Genomic DNA, 17019 nt, shown 5'->3' with positions numbered 1-17019 from the left:
CCTTCAGTTCAGGTCGGATTCGTCGGCCCGCGCGAGCCGGAGCTGGGTGAAGGTGACCGTGATGAGCAGGGCGAACAGGGCCAGCGACATCGTCGCCGCGTAGCCGAAGTCGAACTGGCGGAAGGCCTTGTCGTAGATGTACATCTGCAGCACGTTCGAGGCGTTGGCGGGGCCGCCCCGGGTGGTGACGGCGACGATGTCGAAGACCTGGAAGGCGTTGATCACCGTCAGGACGACCACCATCACCAGGATCGGCCGCAGCAGCGGCACGGTGAGGCGGCGGAACATCTGGAACTCGCTCGCGCCGTCCACCCGGCCGGCCTCGTAGATGGTGGACGGGATGGTCTGCAGCCCCGCGAAGATCAGCAGGGAGTAGTAGCCCATCCATTTCCAGACGCTGATCGCGGCGAGCGAGGGGATCGCCCAGGGACCGCTGCCGAGGAAGAGCACCGGGTGGCCGATGACGTGGTCGAGCACGATGTTGACGACCCCGAGGTGCGGGTCGAGCATCCACTGCCACACCAGCGCGGCGATCACGTTGGAGATCAGGAACGGCAGCAGCATCACGCCGCGCAGCAGCGAGGAGTCGGTGACGCGGTGCAGCACCACCGCGGTCGCCAGGGAGATGAGCGTGCCGAAGACGACGGAGAGGACGACGAACCAGAGGGTGACGAGGAGGGAGTGCCAGAAGACCCCGTCGCCGGCCATCTCGTGGAAGTTGGCCAGGCCCACCCAGCGGGGCGGGGTGAGGACGTGGAACTCGGTGAAGCCCAGGTAGATGCCGCGCAGGGTCGGGTAGGCGTAGAAGATCGCGAACCCGACCACGGCGGGCAGGATCAGCAGCAGCGCGACGGGCAGGTCCCGCCGGCGGGCCGCCGCGGACCGGGTCGCGGTCACGCGCCGGGGCCGGCGGCCGCCGGTGTCCTTGCGGACCTTGACGGGTCCGCGGGTCTTCGGGCGGGAAGAGGCCGTGGTGGCCCCCGTACCGGCTGCGCCGGACGGTGGTGCCACCGGCGTCGTGTGGTTGCCCTGCGATGTGACCACCACGGCACTCTCCTTCGTGTGCGTCGGGTCGGACGGGTGGGACGGTGTCCCGTTGCCGGGCCGGCCGTCGGTCAGACGGTGATCCGGTCGACGTCGGACACGTAGTCGGACGGGTTGCCGAAGGCGATCGTGTTGGCCCCGGCCTTGAGGTGGACGGGCACGGTGACCGATCGCGGGCGGCCCCAGTCGTTGTCGTTCCCGCCGTGCAGCGGCAGTTGGAAGGCGGTGCCGTTGACGGTGACCACGGCCGTGCGGCCCGAGGATCCGTCGGTGAAGTCCAGCTTCATCAGGTAGGTGCCGTCCTTCGGCGCCGTCACGTCCTTGATCGTCACGGAGGCGTCGACGCCCAGGTTGCCGACCTTCTTGCCGCCGGAGCAGCGGGAGCAGTCACTGATGCTCGCGTTGCCGGTGCGGGGGTTGCCGGACGCCTCGGCCTCGTAGGCGGTGGGCCCTTCGGCGGCGGGCGTGGTCAGGGAGACGGCTTTGCTCGGTGCGGACGTACGGCCGCGGGCGTCGTGGGCGACCACGGTGAACGTGTAACCGGTGGCCGCGTGCAGGCCGGTGACCGTGGCGGAGGTGCCGTCGACGGTGGCGACCCTGGCGCCGTCGGCGTAGACGTCGTAACCGGTGGTGGCGGTGCCGGTGTTCACCGCGTCCCAGGCGAGCGAGACGCTGCCGGCCGTGGAGGCGGTGGCGTGCACGCCGAGCGGTACACCGGGCTTCCCGGTCACGCTCGCCGGGGTGACGCGCAGCAGCCGGGAGCCGTGCGGGGGCAGGTTGTCGGTGAAGCCGTCGGCCACCTTGCCGAGGTTCTTGCGGCTCCACAGGTCACGGACGGCGGGCTTGCCGCTGATGCCCAGTTCGCTCCAGTCGGCGGTGACGTCGGAGTAGCCCTTGCCGAGGTTGAACAGGGCCACCGTGTAGCTGCCGTCGGCGTTGCGGGCGTACCAGACCTGCTGCGGGGTGTCCTGGCTGAGCGGCCTGGCGGGGTTGCCGGCCTGGTCGACGGCGATGACCTCGTCGTTGGTGAGCAGCGACAGCCCGTACGCGTCGAGCTTGGTGAGGTCGTCCCCGATGTAGAGCGGGGCGCTCTCGATGGCCCAGAGCGTCATGTAGCTCTGCCGCTCGACCTCGTTGAGTCCGTCGAGCGGGCCTGCGCCGACGTCGAGGGAGTCGAGGTTGTTCCAGTGTCCCGGCCCTGCGTCGTCGATCCACGGGACGACGTCGTTCCACCGCTGCTTGACCGAGTTGTTCCAGGTCACCAGGGTGTCGCAGTAGCACTCGACGTCGGTGTCCACGCGCCAGCCGTTGGAGTTCTCCTTCCAGACGTCGGCCTTGTCGTGGCTGAGCGACCAGGACAGTACGAACTGGATGGGGCGCCCGGTCCGCTGCAGTGCGGCGTGCCAGGTCTTGATGTCGGGCACGTTGTCGTGCGCCTCGTCGCCCTGGTTGGAGCCGGGGCCGACGCCGTCGATCTTCAGGAAGTCGACTCCCCAGCCCGCCAGTTGGTCTGCCACGGACTGGATGTACTTCTCGGTGCAGGGGCTGGCGAAGTTCAGCTGGTAGGAGACGTTGTCCCAGCCGCTGGTCTTGCGCAGGTCGGGGTAGACGATGTCCTTGGTCGTGCACCCCGGCGCGTCGTGGATCGGCGTCCTGCCGTCGTTGTACGTGTCGATGTACAGGCCGACCGCCAGGTAGAGCCCGAACTTCAGGCCCTTGGCGTGCAGCTGGTCGCCGAGCCACTTCATGCCGTGCGGGAACTTGACGGGGTCCGCGACGGGCCGGCCGTACTCGTCGGCGAGGCTCTTGCTGGTCTCGCTGCCGACGTTCCAGCCGGCGTCGACGTTGACGTACTCGTAGCCGTGCCGCTTCAGCTTCGAGGCCAGGATGTCGGCCTGCTGCAGCACGTGCGGCTCGGTGAGCCAGGAACCGCCGTAGCCGGGGAAGTTGGTGGACTCCAGGCTCCAGCTGCTCCAGCCCATGTAGGGCTTGGCGGCCACCGCGGGGGTGGCCGCGGAGCCGGCGGCCTCCGCCCGGTACGCGGCGGACGCGGCCGCGTCGGACGCGGGTGCGGCGGGAGACGCGGCGGCGGGTACGGCAAGGGCCGTGGCGAGCGCGCCGGCGACGAGCGCGGGCACGGCGGCCCTGCGCATGCCGCCGCGCCTGCGTGGCGCGGGCCATCTGAGACGTGCGAGTACAGCTGAACGAGCCATGGGGGCACTCCATCCCGGCGCGACGGCGTCCGCTTCGAGTGGGCAGGGGGTACGGGAGGCAAGGGGCGTCCCTCGGTGGCGGTCGTCCCGGAACACCACCGAGGGCGGGCGTGCTGCGACCGGGGGAGGCTCCGGTCGCGCTCCTCGGCCGGGGGCGCTTCGTCCGCTCCGGCGAGGAGTGCGGCGAATGTAGCCAGGCTTTCCTTCCAGCGTCAACATATTCAGCGGCAAAAATCGGATGTCTGCCCCGTCAAGTCGTGGCCTTCGCCGCAAAATTCGCGCCGAAGACCAACCCTCCCCAGCCAAAGATGGGATGAGTGGGCCCCTTCCTTACTTTCCATTGGAAAGGTATGGTCCCGGGCATGAGCCTCGCCGACCAGCCCCCCGCCGCCGTCCTGGTCTTCCAGACCCTTCTCGTCCACGGCCCCCTCACCCGGGCCGAGATCGGGCGGCGCACGGGGCTGTCGGCGGGTGCGGTGACCAAGGCCGCCACTCCCCTGCTGGCGGACGGCTGGATCACCGAACTCGGCAGGCCGGCCGGGGAACGGGCCAGCGGCCGCCCCGCCACGCCGATGGCCGTGCGCGCCGACCGTGCGCGGTTCGTCGGCGTGAAGGTGACCGGCGACGAGCTCATCGGCGTGCTCACCGACCTGACCGCCCGGCCGCTCGCGTCCCGGCGCGCCGCACTGGACTCCCGGGACGTCGGGACCGTGGTGCTGGCGATCGCCCGGCTCATCGGGCAGCTGCGCACCGCGGCGGGAGCGGAGGAGGACGGCGCCGTCCACAGCGTCGGCATCACGATCTCCGGCGACGTGGACGGGCAGACCGGCACCGTGCAGTATTCACCGTTCCTCGACTGGCGCCGCGTGCCGCTCGCGCAACTGGTCGAGTCGGCCTCGGGCATCCCGACCGTGATCGAGAACGACGTGCGCGCGCTGACCGTCGCGGAGCAGTGGTTCGGCGCAGGCGTGGGGCTGTCCTCGTTCGCCCTGGTCACGGTGGGCGCGGGTATCGGTTGCGGGCTGTCCATCGGCGGCCGGGTGGTGTCCGGGGCCCACGGGGTGTCCGGAGAGGTGGGACATCTGCCGGTGGGCGGCACCGACCGCACCTGCACCTGCGGCAACACCGGGTGCGTGGAGACCGTGGCCTCCACGCACGCCATCACCGAGCAGGCCCGGCAGGCCACGGGCGACCCCGCGCTCACCATGGAGGAAGCGGTACGGCTGGCCCACGCCGACAACGCCGCCGTCCGCGCGGTCTTCTCCCGCGCGGGGCATGTGATGGGCCTGGCCATGGCCTCGGTGGCCAACCTCATCGGCCCGGAACGCATCATCATCTCCGGCGAGGGCGCGGCCTCCTACGACCTGTTCGCCGACCAGATCCGGCAGACCTTCGCCGACCACGCCTTCGGCGCCGCGGCCGACTGCGACCTCGTCGTACGTCCGCTGCCCTTCGAGGAGTGGGCACGCGGCGGCGCTGCCGTCGCCGCGCAGCGGGTCTTCGCCCCCGCCAAGTGACCGCACCGGCGTGAACTCCCCTCCCCGGATGGGCTGGTCGCCGTCAGGAGCCGGACGGCGACGGCCTCATCGGGCGCGGTGACGGCGGGCCCGGCACCGGCTGTGGGCCGGCGAGCTGCCGTCGGCGGCCGCGCGCCGCTTCGGCCTTCGGCCTCCCGGCCGGACGCGCGGACCTCGGGAAAACGGGAGGCGCCCCGGCCGCGTGCCGGTGCGGACTCGTGCGGTGATCGTCGTACAGCCCGTACTGGAGATCGGAACCACGGACGGCTTCGCCCTCTGGCCGGTGGCCGAGTGGGAGCCGTTCACCTTCATGCCGCTGCACGGCGCGCTGCCGGCGGCCGAGTTGGGTACGGCCGTGATGACCGTCGCCGCCTACAACGGCCTGGCGGCGGACGATGCCGACCTGCCCGACCGGTCCCGGGATCCGGTGGAGGACTTCCTCCAGGGGCTGCTCACCGAGGACGAGGTCCAGGCGCCCGGCGGACTGCGGGTCACCGACACCACCGACGGGTCCGTGTTGCGGCCCGGCTGCTGCAACGGGCTGGAGGACTGGCGCGAATGGCTCGACGTCCTCGACGGTACCGGCGACGTATGGCTCGGGCACGACCCGTCACCGCTCGCCGAACGGCACGGCGACGTCGTCCGGTTGACCGTCGACGCCGGGCGGGACGACAGCCCCGCGTTCGACGTCGCCGCCGACGTGCTGCGGGACGGGATCACCGGCGACGAGCGGGACCTGGCGGAATTCCTCCGTGCCGCCACCGGCTGGGCCGCCGTCCATGTGCCCGGCCACACCCCCGCGCTCGTCGCCGCACTCGCCCGCGCTGTCGGCATGCCGCCGCCGGCGTAGGCGCGGCCGGCGAAGGCGCGACCCCCGCGACCGTGTGAGCCCGACCCCGACGAGGACGACCAGCATGCCGGCCACCACCCGTCCGTCCACCGACTCGTCGAGCACGAGCGCACCGAGCCCCACCGACACGACGGGGAGCAGGTAGCCGACGGTGGCCGCGTCGGTCGCGCCCTCGTCGGCGATGATGCGCACCGTCAGGTAGAAGGTGACACCGGTGCACAGGACGCCGAGGACGAGCACCGCGAAGGCCGAACGTACCGTCACCGCGACCCCGTCGCTGCCGTTGACGAACCCGGTGACGAAGAGGGCCGGCACGCTCAGCGCGGTCGCGGCGCTCAACTGGGCGGCGGCCGGCGGCAGTGCCCCCGTACCCGTGGCGACGAGCCTGCGCCCCATGTAGGCGAAGGCGAGCGCGTAACTCGCGGCCGCGCCCAGCAGGGCCAGGGCGCCCCAGCTCACGAGGCCCGAACGGTGCCAGGGGGCGAAGATCAGGAGGACGCCCGCGAAGCCGGCGAGGAGCCCGCCGAGGCGGGGTCCTCGGATGCCGCGCTCCGTGCCCAGGGCGAGACCGATGAGCAGCGACCACAGGGGCGTCGTGGCGTTGAGCACGCCCGCGACACCGGAGTCGACGCTCTGCTCGCCGACGCTGAACAGGAGGAAGGGCAGGGCGTTGCAGAGCAGGGCCGCCACCGCGAGGCGGCTCCAGAGGACCCGCCCCCGCGGCAGGCGCAGGCCGGAGCGGCGGCAGAGCACGAGCAGCAGGGCCGCGCCAAAGGCGCAGCGCAGGAAGGTGACCCAGGCGGGCGGCAGTCCCTCCAGAGCGATCTTGATCCACAGGAAGGTCGACCCCCACAACAGGGCCAGCATCCCCAGCCTCAGCAACGCCCTCGCACCCACCCCGGCCTCAATTCGTCGCGCGTCATCGTCTGTCCGACGCTCCCCCACGGCATCCTGGTACCACAAGCGAAGATTCGCGCATCCACCGTTAAGCTGAGCTACATGCTTGACGTGCGCCGCATGCAGGTCCTCCGGGCGGTGGTCACCAGTGGGTCGGTCACCGCGGCCGCCACCCACCTCGGTTACACGCCCTCGGCCGTCAGCCAGCAGATCGCCGTCCTGGAGAGGCAGGCCGGGATCCCGCTGCTCGAACGCGTCGGTCGCGGGGTGCGACCGACGCCGGCCGGGCTGCTGCTCACCGAGTACGCCGCGCGCATCGGCAAGGAGGTGGCGGAGGCCGAGACGGCACTGGCCGATCTGCGCGAGGGCCGCACCGGCAGCCTGACGGTACGTTACTTTTCCACGGCGGGGGCCGACTTGGTGGCCCCCGCCGTCGCGCGGCTGCGCCGCGAGCACCCGGGGGTGCGGATCGACCTCGGCCTGGTCGACCCCGGCGATCCGCTGCCGGAGGTGGAGAAGGGCCGTGCGGACCTCGCGCTCGTGGTGCGGCCCCGCGGGCAGGACCGCGAGGGCCTGCGCCTGGTGCACCTGCGGGACGACCCCTACCGGGCGGTCCTCCCCAAGGGCCACCGCCTCGCCGCGAAGCGGGTGCTCGACCTCACCGACCTCGCGGGCGAGCCGTGGGTGGGCAGCGAGTCCCCGCACGGCTCGTGCCTGGAGCTGATCCTCCAGGCGTGCGCCGCGGCCGGCTTCAGCCCGGACGTCGTCGTGCAGAGCGAGGACTACCCCACCGCCCAGGGGTTCGTGGCGGCCGGGCTGGGGGTGAGCCTGCTGCCGCTGGCCGCCCTGGCGCACCACCACCCCGGGGTCGTCGTACGGAGGGTGCGCGGCCCGGAGCCTGTCCGGGCGGTCCACGCCGCGGTCCGGGAGACGTCGCTGCGGCAACCCGCGCTGCGGGCGCTGCTCGACGCGCTGCGCGACGTCGCGCTGGGCGCCGCGGGCCCCGCCCGATCCTGACCGGCGGTCAGGCGGCGTCCTGCGGATAGCCGATGTTCGCGACGTCCTCGGCCAGCGCCTCGACCGTCACCTCCGGGTTCAGCCTCGCGACGACCTCCGGGGTGAGCGGGCGCAGCGCGTGGACATGGCGTACGGCGTCCAGGTCGACCGGCACCTCGTAGTAGTCCTCGGCGAAGGAGCGAAAGGCCTCGGGGGAACGGTCGGTCAGCAGCTCGAACAGATGCGATGCGCCGTCGGCGTCCTCGCGGTCCGTCGGCAGGTCGACGGAGCCGTGCCGCCACGCGTCGTCGCCGGCGCCGCGCCACAGGCAGACGGTCGCGACCGGCACCCCCTCCTCGTCGCAGAACGCGGGCTCCTCGACGTAGGGCCGGAACACCTCGGGAACCTCGTCGACGACGCCCGGCCAGGGCTCGTGGTCCTCCGAGCCGTAGGGGCTGACGGGCGACTCGTGGTCGAAGCCGCGGATGAAGGCCCCGGCGGCGGAGAACACGATCGCGTACTCGTCGCCCGAGCCGTTGCGCAGGGAGGCCATCTCCTCGCCCGTGTCCCATGCGTCGTCGAAGGAGTGGAACCGCATCTCCCATTCGGGGCTGAGGATCGCGTCGAGCATCGCCAGGGCGCGGCAGTGGTCGCGCAGTTCGGCGATGGAGGGCAGCCGGGGGGCCACGTCGTGAACGGTCACGCGCACATCCAAGTCCATGGCTCCGACATCCCCCCGCCCGGGGCTCCCCGCGCACGCGGAAATCCGTTGCCGCCCGCACCCGCTGTCCGCTCATCATGGTCCCGCGAGACCACTTCGGAAGGCGGACATGCCCTCACGCACCCTGAACGGCGACCAGACCGGGATCGACGCGGCGCTGGTACGCCGGCTGCTGCACGCGCGGTTCCCCCACTGGGCGGACCTCGCGCTCACCCCCACCGGGTCGGCCGGAACCTCCAACGTCATGTACCGCCTGGGCGGCGACATGGTGGTACGGCTGCCCAGGACCGCGGGGGCCGCGGGCGACGTGGACAAGGAGCACCGGTGGCTGCCGCGGCTCGCGCCGGGGCTCCCCGCGTCCGTCCCCGCGCCCCTCGGCAAGGGCGCTCCCGCCGACGGCTACCCGTGGCCGTGGTCGGTGTACAACTGGCTGGAGGGCGAGAACCCGTCCCCGGGCCGCCTCGCCGAACCCGGCGCGCTCGCCCGCGACCTGGCGGCGTTCGTCGCCGCCCTGCAGCACGCCGACCCCACCGGCGCACCGCCCGCGTACCGCAGCGAGCCCCTCGCGGCGCGCGATCGCGCGACCCGCTCCGCGATCGGCGCGCTGCGTGCGGAGGTCGACGCGGCGGCGGCCGGCGCGGTGTGGGAGACCGCGCTGGCGGCACCGGGACCGCAGGGGCCGCCGGTGTGGGTGCACGCCGATCTGCAGCCGGGCAACCTCCTGGTGGCGGGCGGACGGCTCTCCGCGGTCATCGACTTCGGGTGCGCGGGCCTCGGCGATCCCGCCGTCGACACGATCGCCGCGTGGTACGTACTGCCCGCCGCGGCCCGTGACACCTTCCGCGCGGCGCTGGGCCCCGACGACGCGACCTGGGCGCGTGGGCGCGGCTGGGCGCTGTCGATCGCGCTGATGGAGCTGTGGCACTACCGGGACACCCATGAACGGATGGCGTCGATCGCGCGGCACGTCCTCGGCGAGCTCCTCGCCGACGGAGAGCCCTGACCCGCAGGGGGCGGCGCATCCTACCCGGGGGTTCCGGGCCGCTCCCCGGCATCGCCGATTCCCCCACGGGCCCCGTCACTTTCAGTAGCTTCTCCGTCACCAACCGGGGCGGCGGCGCGCGGACGCGCGGACGCCGGGAGAGCGACGGCAAGGAGCGGACGCCGATGGCGAATGTGGAGACCTCCCTCAAGGAGACGATGACGTCGATCGAGGGCAGCGTGGGCGCTGCCCTGGTCGACTACACCAGCGGCATGGCGCTGGGCACGATCGGTGGCGGCAAGGACCTCGACCTGAGCGTCGCGGCCGCCGGCAACACCGACGTGATCCGCGCCAAGACCCGCACGATGAAGGAACTGGGCCTCAAGGAGGAGATCGAGGACGTCCTGATCACCATGAACACGCAGTACCACCTGATCCGGCTGCTCAAGAGCCGCGACGGCAACGGACTGTTCCTCTACCTCGTGCTCGACCGGCGGAACGCCAACCTCGCGATGGCCCGGCACCGGCTCCGGCGCATCGAGGCCGACCTCGAGTTGTAGCGTCCGTCCCTTCCCCGGGGTTCCGTGCGCCCGGGAATTGAAGAATCCTTCAATTCGGCACATCCTGATCAGCACAAGCACGGCGGTGCACGGGCCCCGGAAGGGGAAGGATTGGACGCGGCGTCGCGCCGGCGGCCGCGGGTGCGGCCGCCGGCGCGTGCGGGAAGGGCCGTCGGAGACCGGGCAGGAGCGACACACCATGCAGGTACCCCTGTACCAGGCCAAGGCCGAGTTCTTCCGCATGCTCGGGCACCCCGTGCGGATCAGGGTCCTGGAGCTGCTCCAGAACGGCCCGGTGCCGGTACGGGACCTGCTGAACGAGATCGAGATCGAGCCCTCCAACCTGTCCCAGCAACTCGCTGTGCTGCGCCGGTCCGGCATCGTGGTGTCGATACGCGAGGGCTCCACCGTCAGCTACGCCCTCGCCGGCGGGGACGTCGCCGAACTCCTGCGCGCGGCCCGCCGGATCCTCACCGAACTCCTCGCGGGCCAGACCGAACTGCTCGCCGAACTCCGCCAGGCCGACGCCCCGCCCGGACGCGCGGAGGAGCAGGTCGGCCACCCCGCCGGCTGAGCGCTCCGGCGCCGCCTGGGCCAGAATGGTCGGGAGGTGAGCGCGATGACGCCCTGGCGGGTTCGTGATCTGGAGGAAGGCGACCTGGACCAGGTCGTGCGGATCTGGGAGGAGTCGCGCGACACGGCCGAGGACCCCGCCGTGACCCTCGCGGAAGTGGTCGGCGCGCTGCGCGCGGGGGCGCCCGCCGTGGTGGCGATGGTCGGTGACCGCGTGGTGGGCGCCGCGATGTCCTCGACGGCCCAGGAGCGCGCCTGGGTGCTGCGGCTGGCCATCGCCCGGCAGTGGCGCCACCACGGGATGGGCTCGGCGCTGCTGGCCGCCCTCGAGGACAGCCTGGGCCGGGCCGGGGTGCGCCGGATCGGGGCGCTGCTGCCCGAGGGTGAGGTCGGTGAGCAGGCGTTCCGGAACTCCGGGTACTCCTTCCGCCCGGGGCTCGGCTACTTCGAGAAGCTGCTGTCGGCCGACTCGGCGCAGGACACGCTGCTCGACCAGCTCGGTGGGGCGGTCCCCGAGGTGGGGCTGTGGGACCGCATCGCGGGCATGGCAGCGGAGAAGACGCTCATCGAGCGGCGGCTGGTGCTGCCGCTGGAGAATCCCGGGGTAGCGGAACGCTACCACCTGGTGCCGCCGCGTGCCGTGGTCCTCTTCGGTCCGCCGGGCACCGGAAAGACGACGTTCGCCAAGGCCGTGGCCTCCCGGCTGGCGTGGCCGTTCATCGAGGTGCTGCCGTACCAGCTGGCCGAGGACGCGCACGGGGTGGCGGACGGGCTGCGGCGGCTGTTCGCCCGGGTCGAGCACCTGGAGCAGGTGGTGCTCTTCTTCGACGAGGCGGAGGAGATCGCCTCGGAACGGCAGGACCCGTCCACCCTGGCCCACCGGGTGACCAACGAGCTCCTCAAGCTCATCCCGCAGTTCCGGCGCGGCGAGCGCCGGCTGCTGATCTGCGCGACCAACGCGGTGCGCTCGCTGGACCCGGCGTTCCTGCGCCCGGGCCGCTTCGACTTCCTGATCCCGGTGGGCCCGCCGGACCCCGCGGCCCGCCGGGCGATCTGGATCCGCTACATCGGTCCGGACCGGGTGACGGACATCGACCTGGACGCGCTGGTCGAGGCCAGCGACCGCTTCACCCCGGCGGACATCGAGTACGCGGCCCAGGCGGCCGCGCAGACCGCCTTCGAGCGGCACCTGGCGACGGACCCCCGCACCACGGCGGACCTGACGCACCGCACCGAGGACTACCTGCAGGCGGTCGCCCGCACCCGCACCACCCTCACGACCGAGGACATCCGGGCCTTCGACCACGACCTGCGCTCCGCCGCCCGGGTGTGAGGCCCGCGGGGCGCGGCGGACGGGCGGTGACCGCTCCGCGCCGGCTTCGTGGCCGAATCCGGCGGACATCCGCGATGCCCGGGCGGCGACCCCCGTCGGGGCCCTATGGTGATCGTGGGTCGGCAGATACGCGCTCCCCCGTCCGTGTCTGCCGGCCCGTCCTGCCTTCCGGCCGCCGCGGGGCCCGGCGCGTGCCGGGCCCCGCGGGGTGTCAGGACAGCTCGGGGACGTCGATCCGGTCGATGTCCGGGGCGTACCAGGAGCCGCTGTCGAAGGTGATGGTGTTGGCGCCCGCCTTGAGCGTGACGGGAAGGCCGACCGTCTCGGCGGTGCCCCAGTCGCCCGTGGACGCGAACTTGTGGCCGGTGGCGGTGCCGCCGTTGGCGGAGACCTGGACGGTGCGGGCGTCACCGCTCACGTAGGCGACCTTGACCAGGTAGGTGCCGGGCTTCTTCACCACGACGTCGCCGAAGGTGAGCGAGCCCCCGAGGTAGAGGTTGCCGACCTTGCGGCCGCCGGAGCAGGCGGAGCAGTCGGCGACGGTGGCGTTGCCGGTCAGGGTGTTGCCCGCCGCCTCGGCCTCGTAGCCGGTGGCGGGCTGCGCCGCGGCACTGTGCGGGGTGACGGTGAACAGGCGCGAGCCGTGCGCGGGAAGGGACTTGGTGACCTTGTCCTTGTACGCGCCGAGGTTCTCGTGGCTCCACAGGTCGCGGACCGAGGCGCGGCCGGAGAAGCCGAGCGAGGCCCAGTCTGCGGTCACGGCGGCGGGGGCGCCGCCGAGGTTGAACAGGGCGACGGTGTAGCTGCCGTCGGCGTTCTTCGCGGCCCAGACCTGCTGGTCGTCGGCGGGAGTGACCGGGCGGGCCGGCGGGGTGCTCGACTGGTTGAGGCCTATGACCTCGCGGTTGGTCAGCAGGGACAGCCCGTAGTCGTCGAGGCGGGTGAGGTCGTCACCGGTGTACAGAGGGGATTTGGCGATGGCCCACAGGGTCATGTAGGTCTGCCGCTCGGCCTTGGTGAGGCCGTCCATCTTCCCGTTGCCGACGTCCAGGGAGTCCAGGTCGTTCCAGCCGCCGGGGCCGCCGTGCCGGCTCCAGGCCGCGGCGTCGTCGAAGCGGTCGTCGACCGAGTTCTCCCAGCTGACGAGCGTGTCGCAGTAGCACTCGACGTCGGTGTCGATGCGCCAGCCCTGCGAGTACTTCTTCCAGTCGGCGACGTGGCCGATGTCCAGCGACCAGGACAGCTCGAGGTGGATGGGACGGCCGGTGGCGGCGATGGCCTTCTGCCAGGCGGCGATGTCCGCGCGGTTGTCGTAGTTGTCGCCGCTCTTGAAGGAGCCGGGGCCGACGCCGTCGATCTTCAGGAAGTCGTAGCCCCAGTCGGCGATCATCCGCGCCTGCGAGTCGACGTACTTCTGCGCGCAGGGGTTCGAGAAGTCGATCTTGTAGGAGCTGTCCCAGCCGTTGGTGGTGCGCAGGTCGTCGTAGACGATGTCGGCGGTGGTGCAGTCGGTGGTGTTCCAGATCGGCACCTTGCCGTCGCCGTAGCCCTCCTTCTCCAGGCCGACGGGCAGGTAGATGCCGGCCTTGAGGCCCTTGCCGTGGATGTGGTCGGCGACCGCCTTCATGCCGCGCGGGAAACGCTCGGGGTCGGGGGTCTGCCGGCCGTAGGCGTCGAACTCGGGCTTCCAGGACTGGTCGCGCCACCATCCGGCGTCGAGGTTGACGTAGCTGTAGCCGTACTTCTTCAGCTTGGCGGCCATGGCGTCGGTCTGCTTGAGGACGTTCGCCTCGGTGAGGTAGCTGTAGTCGCCGGTGGGGTTGAGACCGGGGTACTTCGAGGACTGCATGCTCCAGCTCGACCAGCCCATGTAGGGCTTGGCGGCGATCTGGTGCGCGGCGGCGGTCGTCGCGGCGGGCGCGCTGTCGGGGCCGGCCGCGCCGGCCGCGGGGACGGCCGCCGACACACCCGCGGTGAGGGCCAGGACGAGCAGTGTCCTGGCGGCGGTCGAGGGCAGGGTGGAGCGCGAGGGTGACCGCATGGGTCGGGCCTCCTGATGGTGGGGGGTACGGCGGGTGCGGTGCGGGGTGTTCCGGGCCCGGGGTGTCAGCCCTTGCCCGAGCCGATGGTCAGGCCGCTGATGAACTGCCGCTGGAGCGCGAAGTACACCAGCAGGGTGGGGACGGCGGTCATCAGTGCACCGGCGGCGATGAGGTTCGGGTTGGTGAAGTACTGGCCCTGCAGGTTGGCCAGGGCGGAGGTGATGGGGCGCTTGTCCCCGGTCTCGATGAGGGCGAGCGGCCAGAAGAAGTCGTTGTAGATCCAGATCGACTCCAGGGTGGCCAGCGCGGCGAAGGCGGGCCGGCACAGCGGCAGGATGATCTGGAAGAACTGCCGCCACACCTGGGCGCCGTCGACGAGGGCGGCCTCGGAGATCTCCCCGGGGATCGTCTTCATGTAGTTGCTCAGCACGAAGGTGCAGAAGCCGCACTGGTAGGCGATGTGGATGGCGATGATGCCCCAGGTCGAGTTGTACAGGAGCAGCGAGTCGCTCATCCACGCCGGCAGCGGGACCAGCAGGTAGAGCCGGTAGAGCGGGGTGATGAGCACCTGCGCGGGCAGCAGGTTGCCCGCGGTGAACAGCATCAGCAGCGCGATGTTCCAGCGGAAGTCGAAGCGGGAGACGAAGAAGGCGACCGCCGCGGAGAACAGCAGGGTGCCCAGCACGGACGGGACGGTGATGAGGACCGAGTTCCAGAAGAAGTGCGGCATGCCGGACTGGTTCCAGGCGTCGGTGTAGTTCTGCAGGCTGACCCCGCGGGGCCAGGACAGGTAGCCGTGCTTGCTGGTGTCCGCGTAGGGGCGCAGCGAGGTGTAGACGGCCCACAGCAGCGGCAGCAGCCACAGCAGCGCGATCGTCGCGAGCATCAGGTGCCGGCCGGTCTGCCGCGGGGGCTTGGACACGGCGCCGCCGTGCGGCGGTTCGTCGCGGGGGCGGGCCGGGGTGACGGCCGGAGTGGCGGTCGTGGTCACCGGTCCTCCTTCCGGAAGTTCTGGACGAGGAAGGTCCCGATGGCGGCGAGGGAGACCAGGAGCAGGACGACCGCGAGGGCGGAGCCGTAACCGATGTGGCTGGACTCGCCGATGATGTTGTCGGTGATCAGCAGCGACAGCAGTTCCATGCCGGGCTTGCTGCCGACACCGCCGCCGAGCACGTAGACGACGTCGAAGGCCCGCAGGGACTCCATGACGGTGACGACCAGGATGATGACGTTGACCGGCTTGAGGGCGGGGAAGACCACCTTCAGGAAGGTCTGGCGGCCGTTGGCGCCGTCGAGGGCGGCGGCCTCCTTCAGGGCCGGGTCGAAGCCCTTCAGCCCGGCCAGGTAGAGGATCATGATGTAGCCGGTGTGCCGCCAGGCCGAGGCGACCAGGACGGCCCACAGGTTGAGGTCGGGGTCGCCCAGCCAGTCGATGTGGTGGCCGGGGGCCGCCGCGCCCAGGATGCCGTCCAGCAGGCCCGTGTCGGGGTTGTAGATGATCTCCCAGATGAGGCCGACGACGGCGAGGGAGAGCACCATCGGCAGGAAGATCGCCGTCTGGTAGACCCGGGTGAAGCGGAGCTTCCGGTCGAGCTGGTAGGCGAGGAAGATCCCGAACGGGGTGGGCAGCAGTGCGGTGAAGAGCAGCCAGATGACGTTGTGCCGCACCGCCGGCCAGAACGGCGGGTAGTTGGTGAGGATCTGGTGGTAGTTGTCGAGCCCGACCCAGTGGATGTCGGACAGGTAGATGCCGTCCCAGCTGGTGAACGACAGGCCCATGGAGGCCAGGGCCGGCAGCCAGACGAAGACCAGGAGGGCGAGCAGCGGTACGCCGACGACGACCGCGAGGAAGAGCCGGTCGCCGGGGCCGAGCCGGCGGGGGCGGCGCCGGGGCGCCGCGGTGGCGGCGGCCCCGGGAGCGGCGACGGGGGGTGCGGTGGGGGACGCGGAGGGCACGGTGAACCTTCCCGGTCCGGTCAGGAGGTGAAGAAGCGCGAGCGCTGCGACTCGATGCGCTTGAGCAGGGCGGCGCCGTCGTCCGGGTGGCCGAGCCACTGGGTGAGTCCGGGCAGGACGACCGTGGAGATGAAGCCGGGGTCGCTGTCGCGGTCGGCGAACTGCGTGATGTGCTTGGCGGAGGCGATGAGTTCGGCGGACTTCTTCTGCAGCGGGTTGTAGGAACCCGTGTCGGCCTGCGCGTGGACGGCCACGTTGCTGGGGTCGACACCCATGTAGAGGCCCTCGGCCTTGGCGCTGCCGAGGAACTCCAGCAGCTTCTTGGCGCCCTTCTCGTTCTTGGGACGGCGGCTGAGCATGAAGCCGTCCGTGGGCGCCTCGACGGCGTCCTGCCCGTTGGCCGGGTCGATCTCGGGGAAGGGGAAGAAGTCGATGTCGGCGCGGAGCGCCTCGTCGGAGACCTGCTGGCCGAGGAAGAGGCCGATGACCGCCATGCCGGACTTCTTGTCCAGCAGCGACTGGGCCGCGTCCTGCCACGAGCGTCCGCCGGCGCCCTGCTGGTAGTAGGGGCTGATCTCGCGCCACAGGTCGAGGGTGGCGGCGGCGCGCTTGTCGGTCCAGGAGACCTCGCCCCGCATCAGGGACATGTGGAAGTCGTAGCCGTTGGCCCGCAGGTTGAGGTAGTCGAAGGCGCCGAGGATGCTCCAGGCGTCGCCGCCGCCGTAGCCGGAGGCGATCGGGGAGAGGCCGTCCTTCTTCATCCGCTTGGCGAGCGCGGTGAACTCGGACCACGTGCGCGGGACGGTGTAGCCGCGCTCCTTGAACAGGCTCTTCCGGTAGAAGACGCCCCACGGGTAGTTGTACAGCGGGACGAAGTAGAACTTGCCGTCCTCGCCGCGGGAGAGCTGCTTGGTGGCCTCGCTGAAGCCGCCGCCTATCTTCTCCCACACGTCGTCGAGGGGGGTGGCGAGGCCCTTCTTGGCGAAGTACTGCATGCGGTAGCCGGCGAACCAGGTGAAGACGTCGTCCGGAGTGCCCTGCAGGTAGCTGGAGATGCCCTTCTGGAAGCTGTCGTGGTCGACGGTGTTGGTCTTGACCGTCAGGCCGCTCTCCTTGGTGAAGGCCTTGGTCACCGCCGCGTAGGCGGACTTGGGCGTGGCGTCGGCCCCGTTGGACCCGAAGGTCACCGTCTTGGGGTCGGCCGCCGCTCCCCCGCCGCAGGCGGTGAGGAGGGGGGCGGCAAGCGCCGCGGCACCGAGCCCGAACAGCCCGCCGACCACGGTGCGGCGGCTGGGCTGAGGCGCGGTCAGGACGGTGCGGCTCTGCAGCGTCATC

The 17019-nt window shown here is 71.6% G+C and carries 14 protein-coding genes and 1 pseudogene; 7 read left to right on the top strand and 8 right to left on the bottom strand.

All coding sequences use genetic code 11. The features are described 5' to 3' along the window. Window positions 1-3 precede the first annotated feature (3 nt). Together ACFW3D_RS13335 and ACFW3D_RS13330 are read right to left on the bottom strand one after the other, a co-directional pair. The gene (locus ACFW3D_RS13335; protein WP_500504226.1) at window positions 4-1047 is read right to left on the bottom strand and encodes a carbohydrate ABC transporter permease; all 1044 of its coding nucleotides are present in this window, start codon (window positions 1045-1047) and stop codon (window positions 4-6) included. 68 nt (window positions 1048-1115) lie between these two features. Next, the gene (locus tag ACFW3D_RS13330; RefSeq protein WP_500504225.1) at window positions 1116-3197 is read right to left on the bottom strand and encodes an alpha-galactosidase D; all 2082 of its coding nucleotides are present in this window, start codon (window positions 3195-3197) and stop codon (window positions 1116-1118) included. 422 nt (window positions 3198-3619) lie between these two features. On the opposite strand from ACFW3D_RS13330, the gene ACFW3D_RS13325 reads away from it, so the two are divergent. Both ACFW3D_RS13325 and ACFW3D_RS13320 read left to right on the top strand, forming a co-directional pair. Beyond that, window positions 3620-4774, top strand: coding sequence for an ROK family protein (locus ACFW3D_RS13325; protein ID WP_500504223.1), 1155 nt, complete (start codon window positions 3620-3622; stop codon window positions 4772-4774). A gap of 223 nt (window positions 4775-4997) precedes the next feature. Further along, complete coding sequence (locus ACFW3D_RS13320; RefSeq protein ID WP_500504222.1) at window positions 4998-5624, top strand: hypothetical protein; 627 nt, start codon at window positions 4998-5000, stop codon at window positions 5622-5624. Between the two features lie 93 nt (window positions 5625-5717). On the opposite strand, the pseudogene ACFW3D_RS13315 reads toward ACFW3D_RS13320, so the two are convergent. Then, window positions 5718-6491 (bottom strand): annotated as a pseudogene (locus ACFW3D_RS13315) (DMT family transporter); the annotation flags it as partial. Between the two features lie 132 nt (window positions 6492-6623). Between ACFW3D_RS13315 and ACFW3D_RS13310 the strand changes: the two are divergent. Next, window positions 6624-7538: a LysR family transcriptional regulator gene (locus ACFW3D_RS13310; protein WP_500504221.1), complete on the top strand. Its 915-nt coding sequence runs from the start codon at window positions 6624-6626 to the stop codon at window positions 7536-7538. Between the two features lie 7 nt (window positions 7539-7545). Here the strand turns inward: ACFW3D_RS13310 and ACFW3D_RS13305 are convergent, their stop codons facing one another. After that, entirely contained in the window at window positions 7546-8238 is a 693-nt protein-coding gene (locus ACFW3D_RS13305; protein ID WP_500504220.1) for a hypothetical protein, read from the bottom strand. Between the two features lie 109 nt (window positions 8239-8347). Between ACFW3D_RS13305 and ACFW3D_RS13300 the strand changes: the two genes are divergently transcribed. From ACFW3D_RS13300 to ACFW3D_RS13285, 4 genes are all read left to right on the top strand, one after another. Continuing rightward, on the top strand, window positions 8348-9241 hold the full coding sequence (locus ACFW3D_RS13300) for an aminoglycoside phosphotransferase family protein (RefSeq protein ID WP_500504219.1): 894 nt from the start codon (window positions 8348-8350) through the stop codon (window positions 9239-9241). Window positions 9242-9405: 164 nt separating this feature from the next. Continuing rightward, on the top strand, window positions 9406-9780 hold the full coding sequence (locus ACFW3D_RS13295) for a roadblock/LC7 domain-containing protein (protein ID WP_500504218.1): 375 nt from the start codon (window positions 9406-9408) through the stop codon (window positions 9778-9780). Between the two features lie 199 nt (window positions 9781-9979). Beyond that, a complete protein-coding gene (locus ACFW3D_RS13290) occupies window positions 9980-10354 on the top strand; it encodes an ArsR/SmtB family transcription factor (RefSeq protein WP_499515780.1) in 375 nt (124 codons plus the stop codon). Between the two features lie 45 nt (window positions 10355-10399). Beyond that, window positions 10400-11686, top strand: coding sequence for an ATP-binding protein (locus ACFW3D_RS13285; RefSeq protein ID WP_500504216.1), 1287 nt, complete (start codon window positions 10400-10402; stop codon window positions 11684-11686). Window positions 11687-11897: 211 nt separating this feature from the next. On the opposite strand, the gene ACFW3D_RS13280 is transcribed toward ACFW3D_RS13285, so the two are convergent. The 4 genes from ACFW3D_RS13280 to ACFW3D_RS13265 all read right to left on the bottom strand — a co-directional run bounded on the left by ACFW3D_RS13280 (window position 11898) and on the right by ACFW3D_RS13265 (window position 17018). Continuing rightward, the gene (locus ACFW3D_RS13280; RefSeq protein ID WP_500504215.1) at window positions 11898-13727 is read right to left on the bottom strand and encodes an alpha-galactosidase D; all 1830 of its coding nucleotides are present in this window, start codon (window positions 13725-13727) and stop codon (window positions 11898-11900) included. 65 nt (window positions 13728-13792) lie between these two features. Then, window positions 13793-14719, bottom strand: coding sequence for a carbohydrate ABC transporter permease (locus ACFW3D_RS13275; protein ID WP_500504214.1), 927 nt, complete (start codon window positions 14717-14719; stop codon window positions 13793-13795). Continuing rightward, complete coding sequence (locus ACFW3D_RS13270; protein WP_500504213.1) at window positions 14716-15684, bottom strand: carbohydrate ABC transporter permease; 969 nt, start codon at window positions 15682-15684, stop codon at window positions 14716-14718. Before ACFW3D_RS13270 ends, ACFW3D_RS13275 begins: the two co-directional genes overlap by 4 nt. Before the next feature lie 20 nt (window positions 15685-15704). Then, on the bottom strand, window positions 15705-17018 hold the full coding sequence (locus ACFW3D_RS13265; protein ID WP_500504212.1) for an ABC transporter substrate-binding protein: 1314 nt from the start codon (window positions 17016-17018) through the stop codon (window positions 15705-15707). Window position 17019 lies beyond the last annotated feature (1 nt).

The sequence above is a fragment of the Streptomyces sp. NPDC058864 genome (genome assembly GCF_042742985.1).
GTDB lineage: Bacteria > Actinomycetota > Actinomycetes > Streptomycetales > Streptomycetaceae > Actinacidiphila.
Note: the sequence above shows the minus strand (reverse complement) of the source record. Positions and strands in the feature narration are given on the sequence as shown.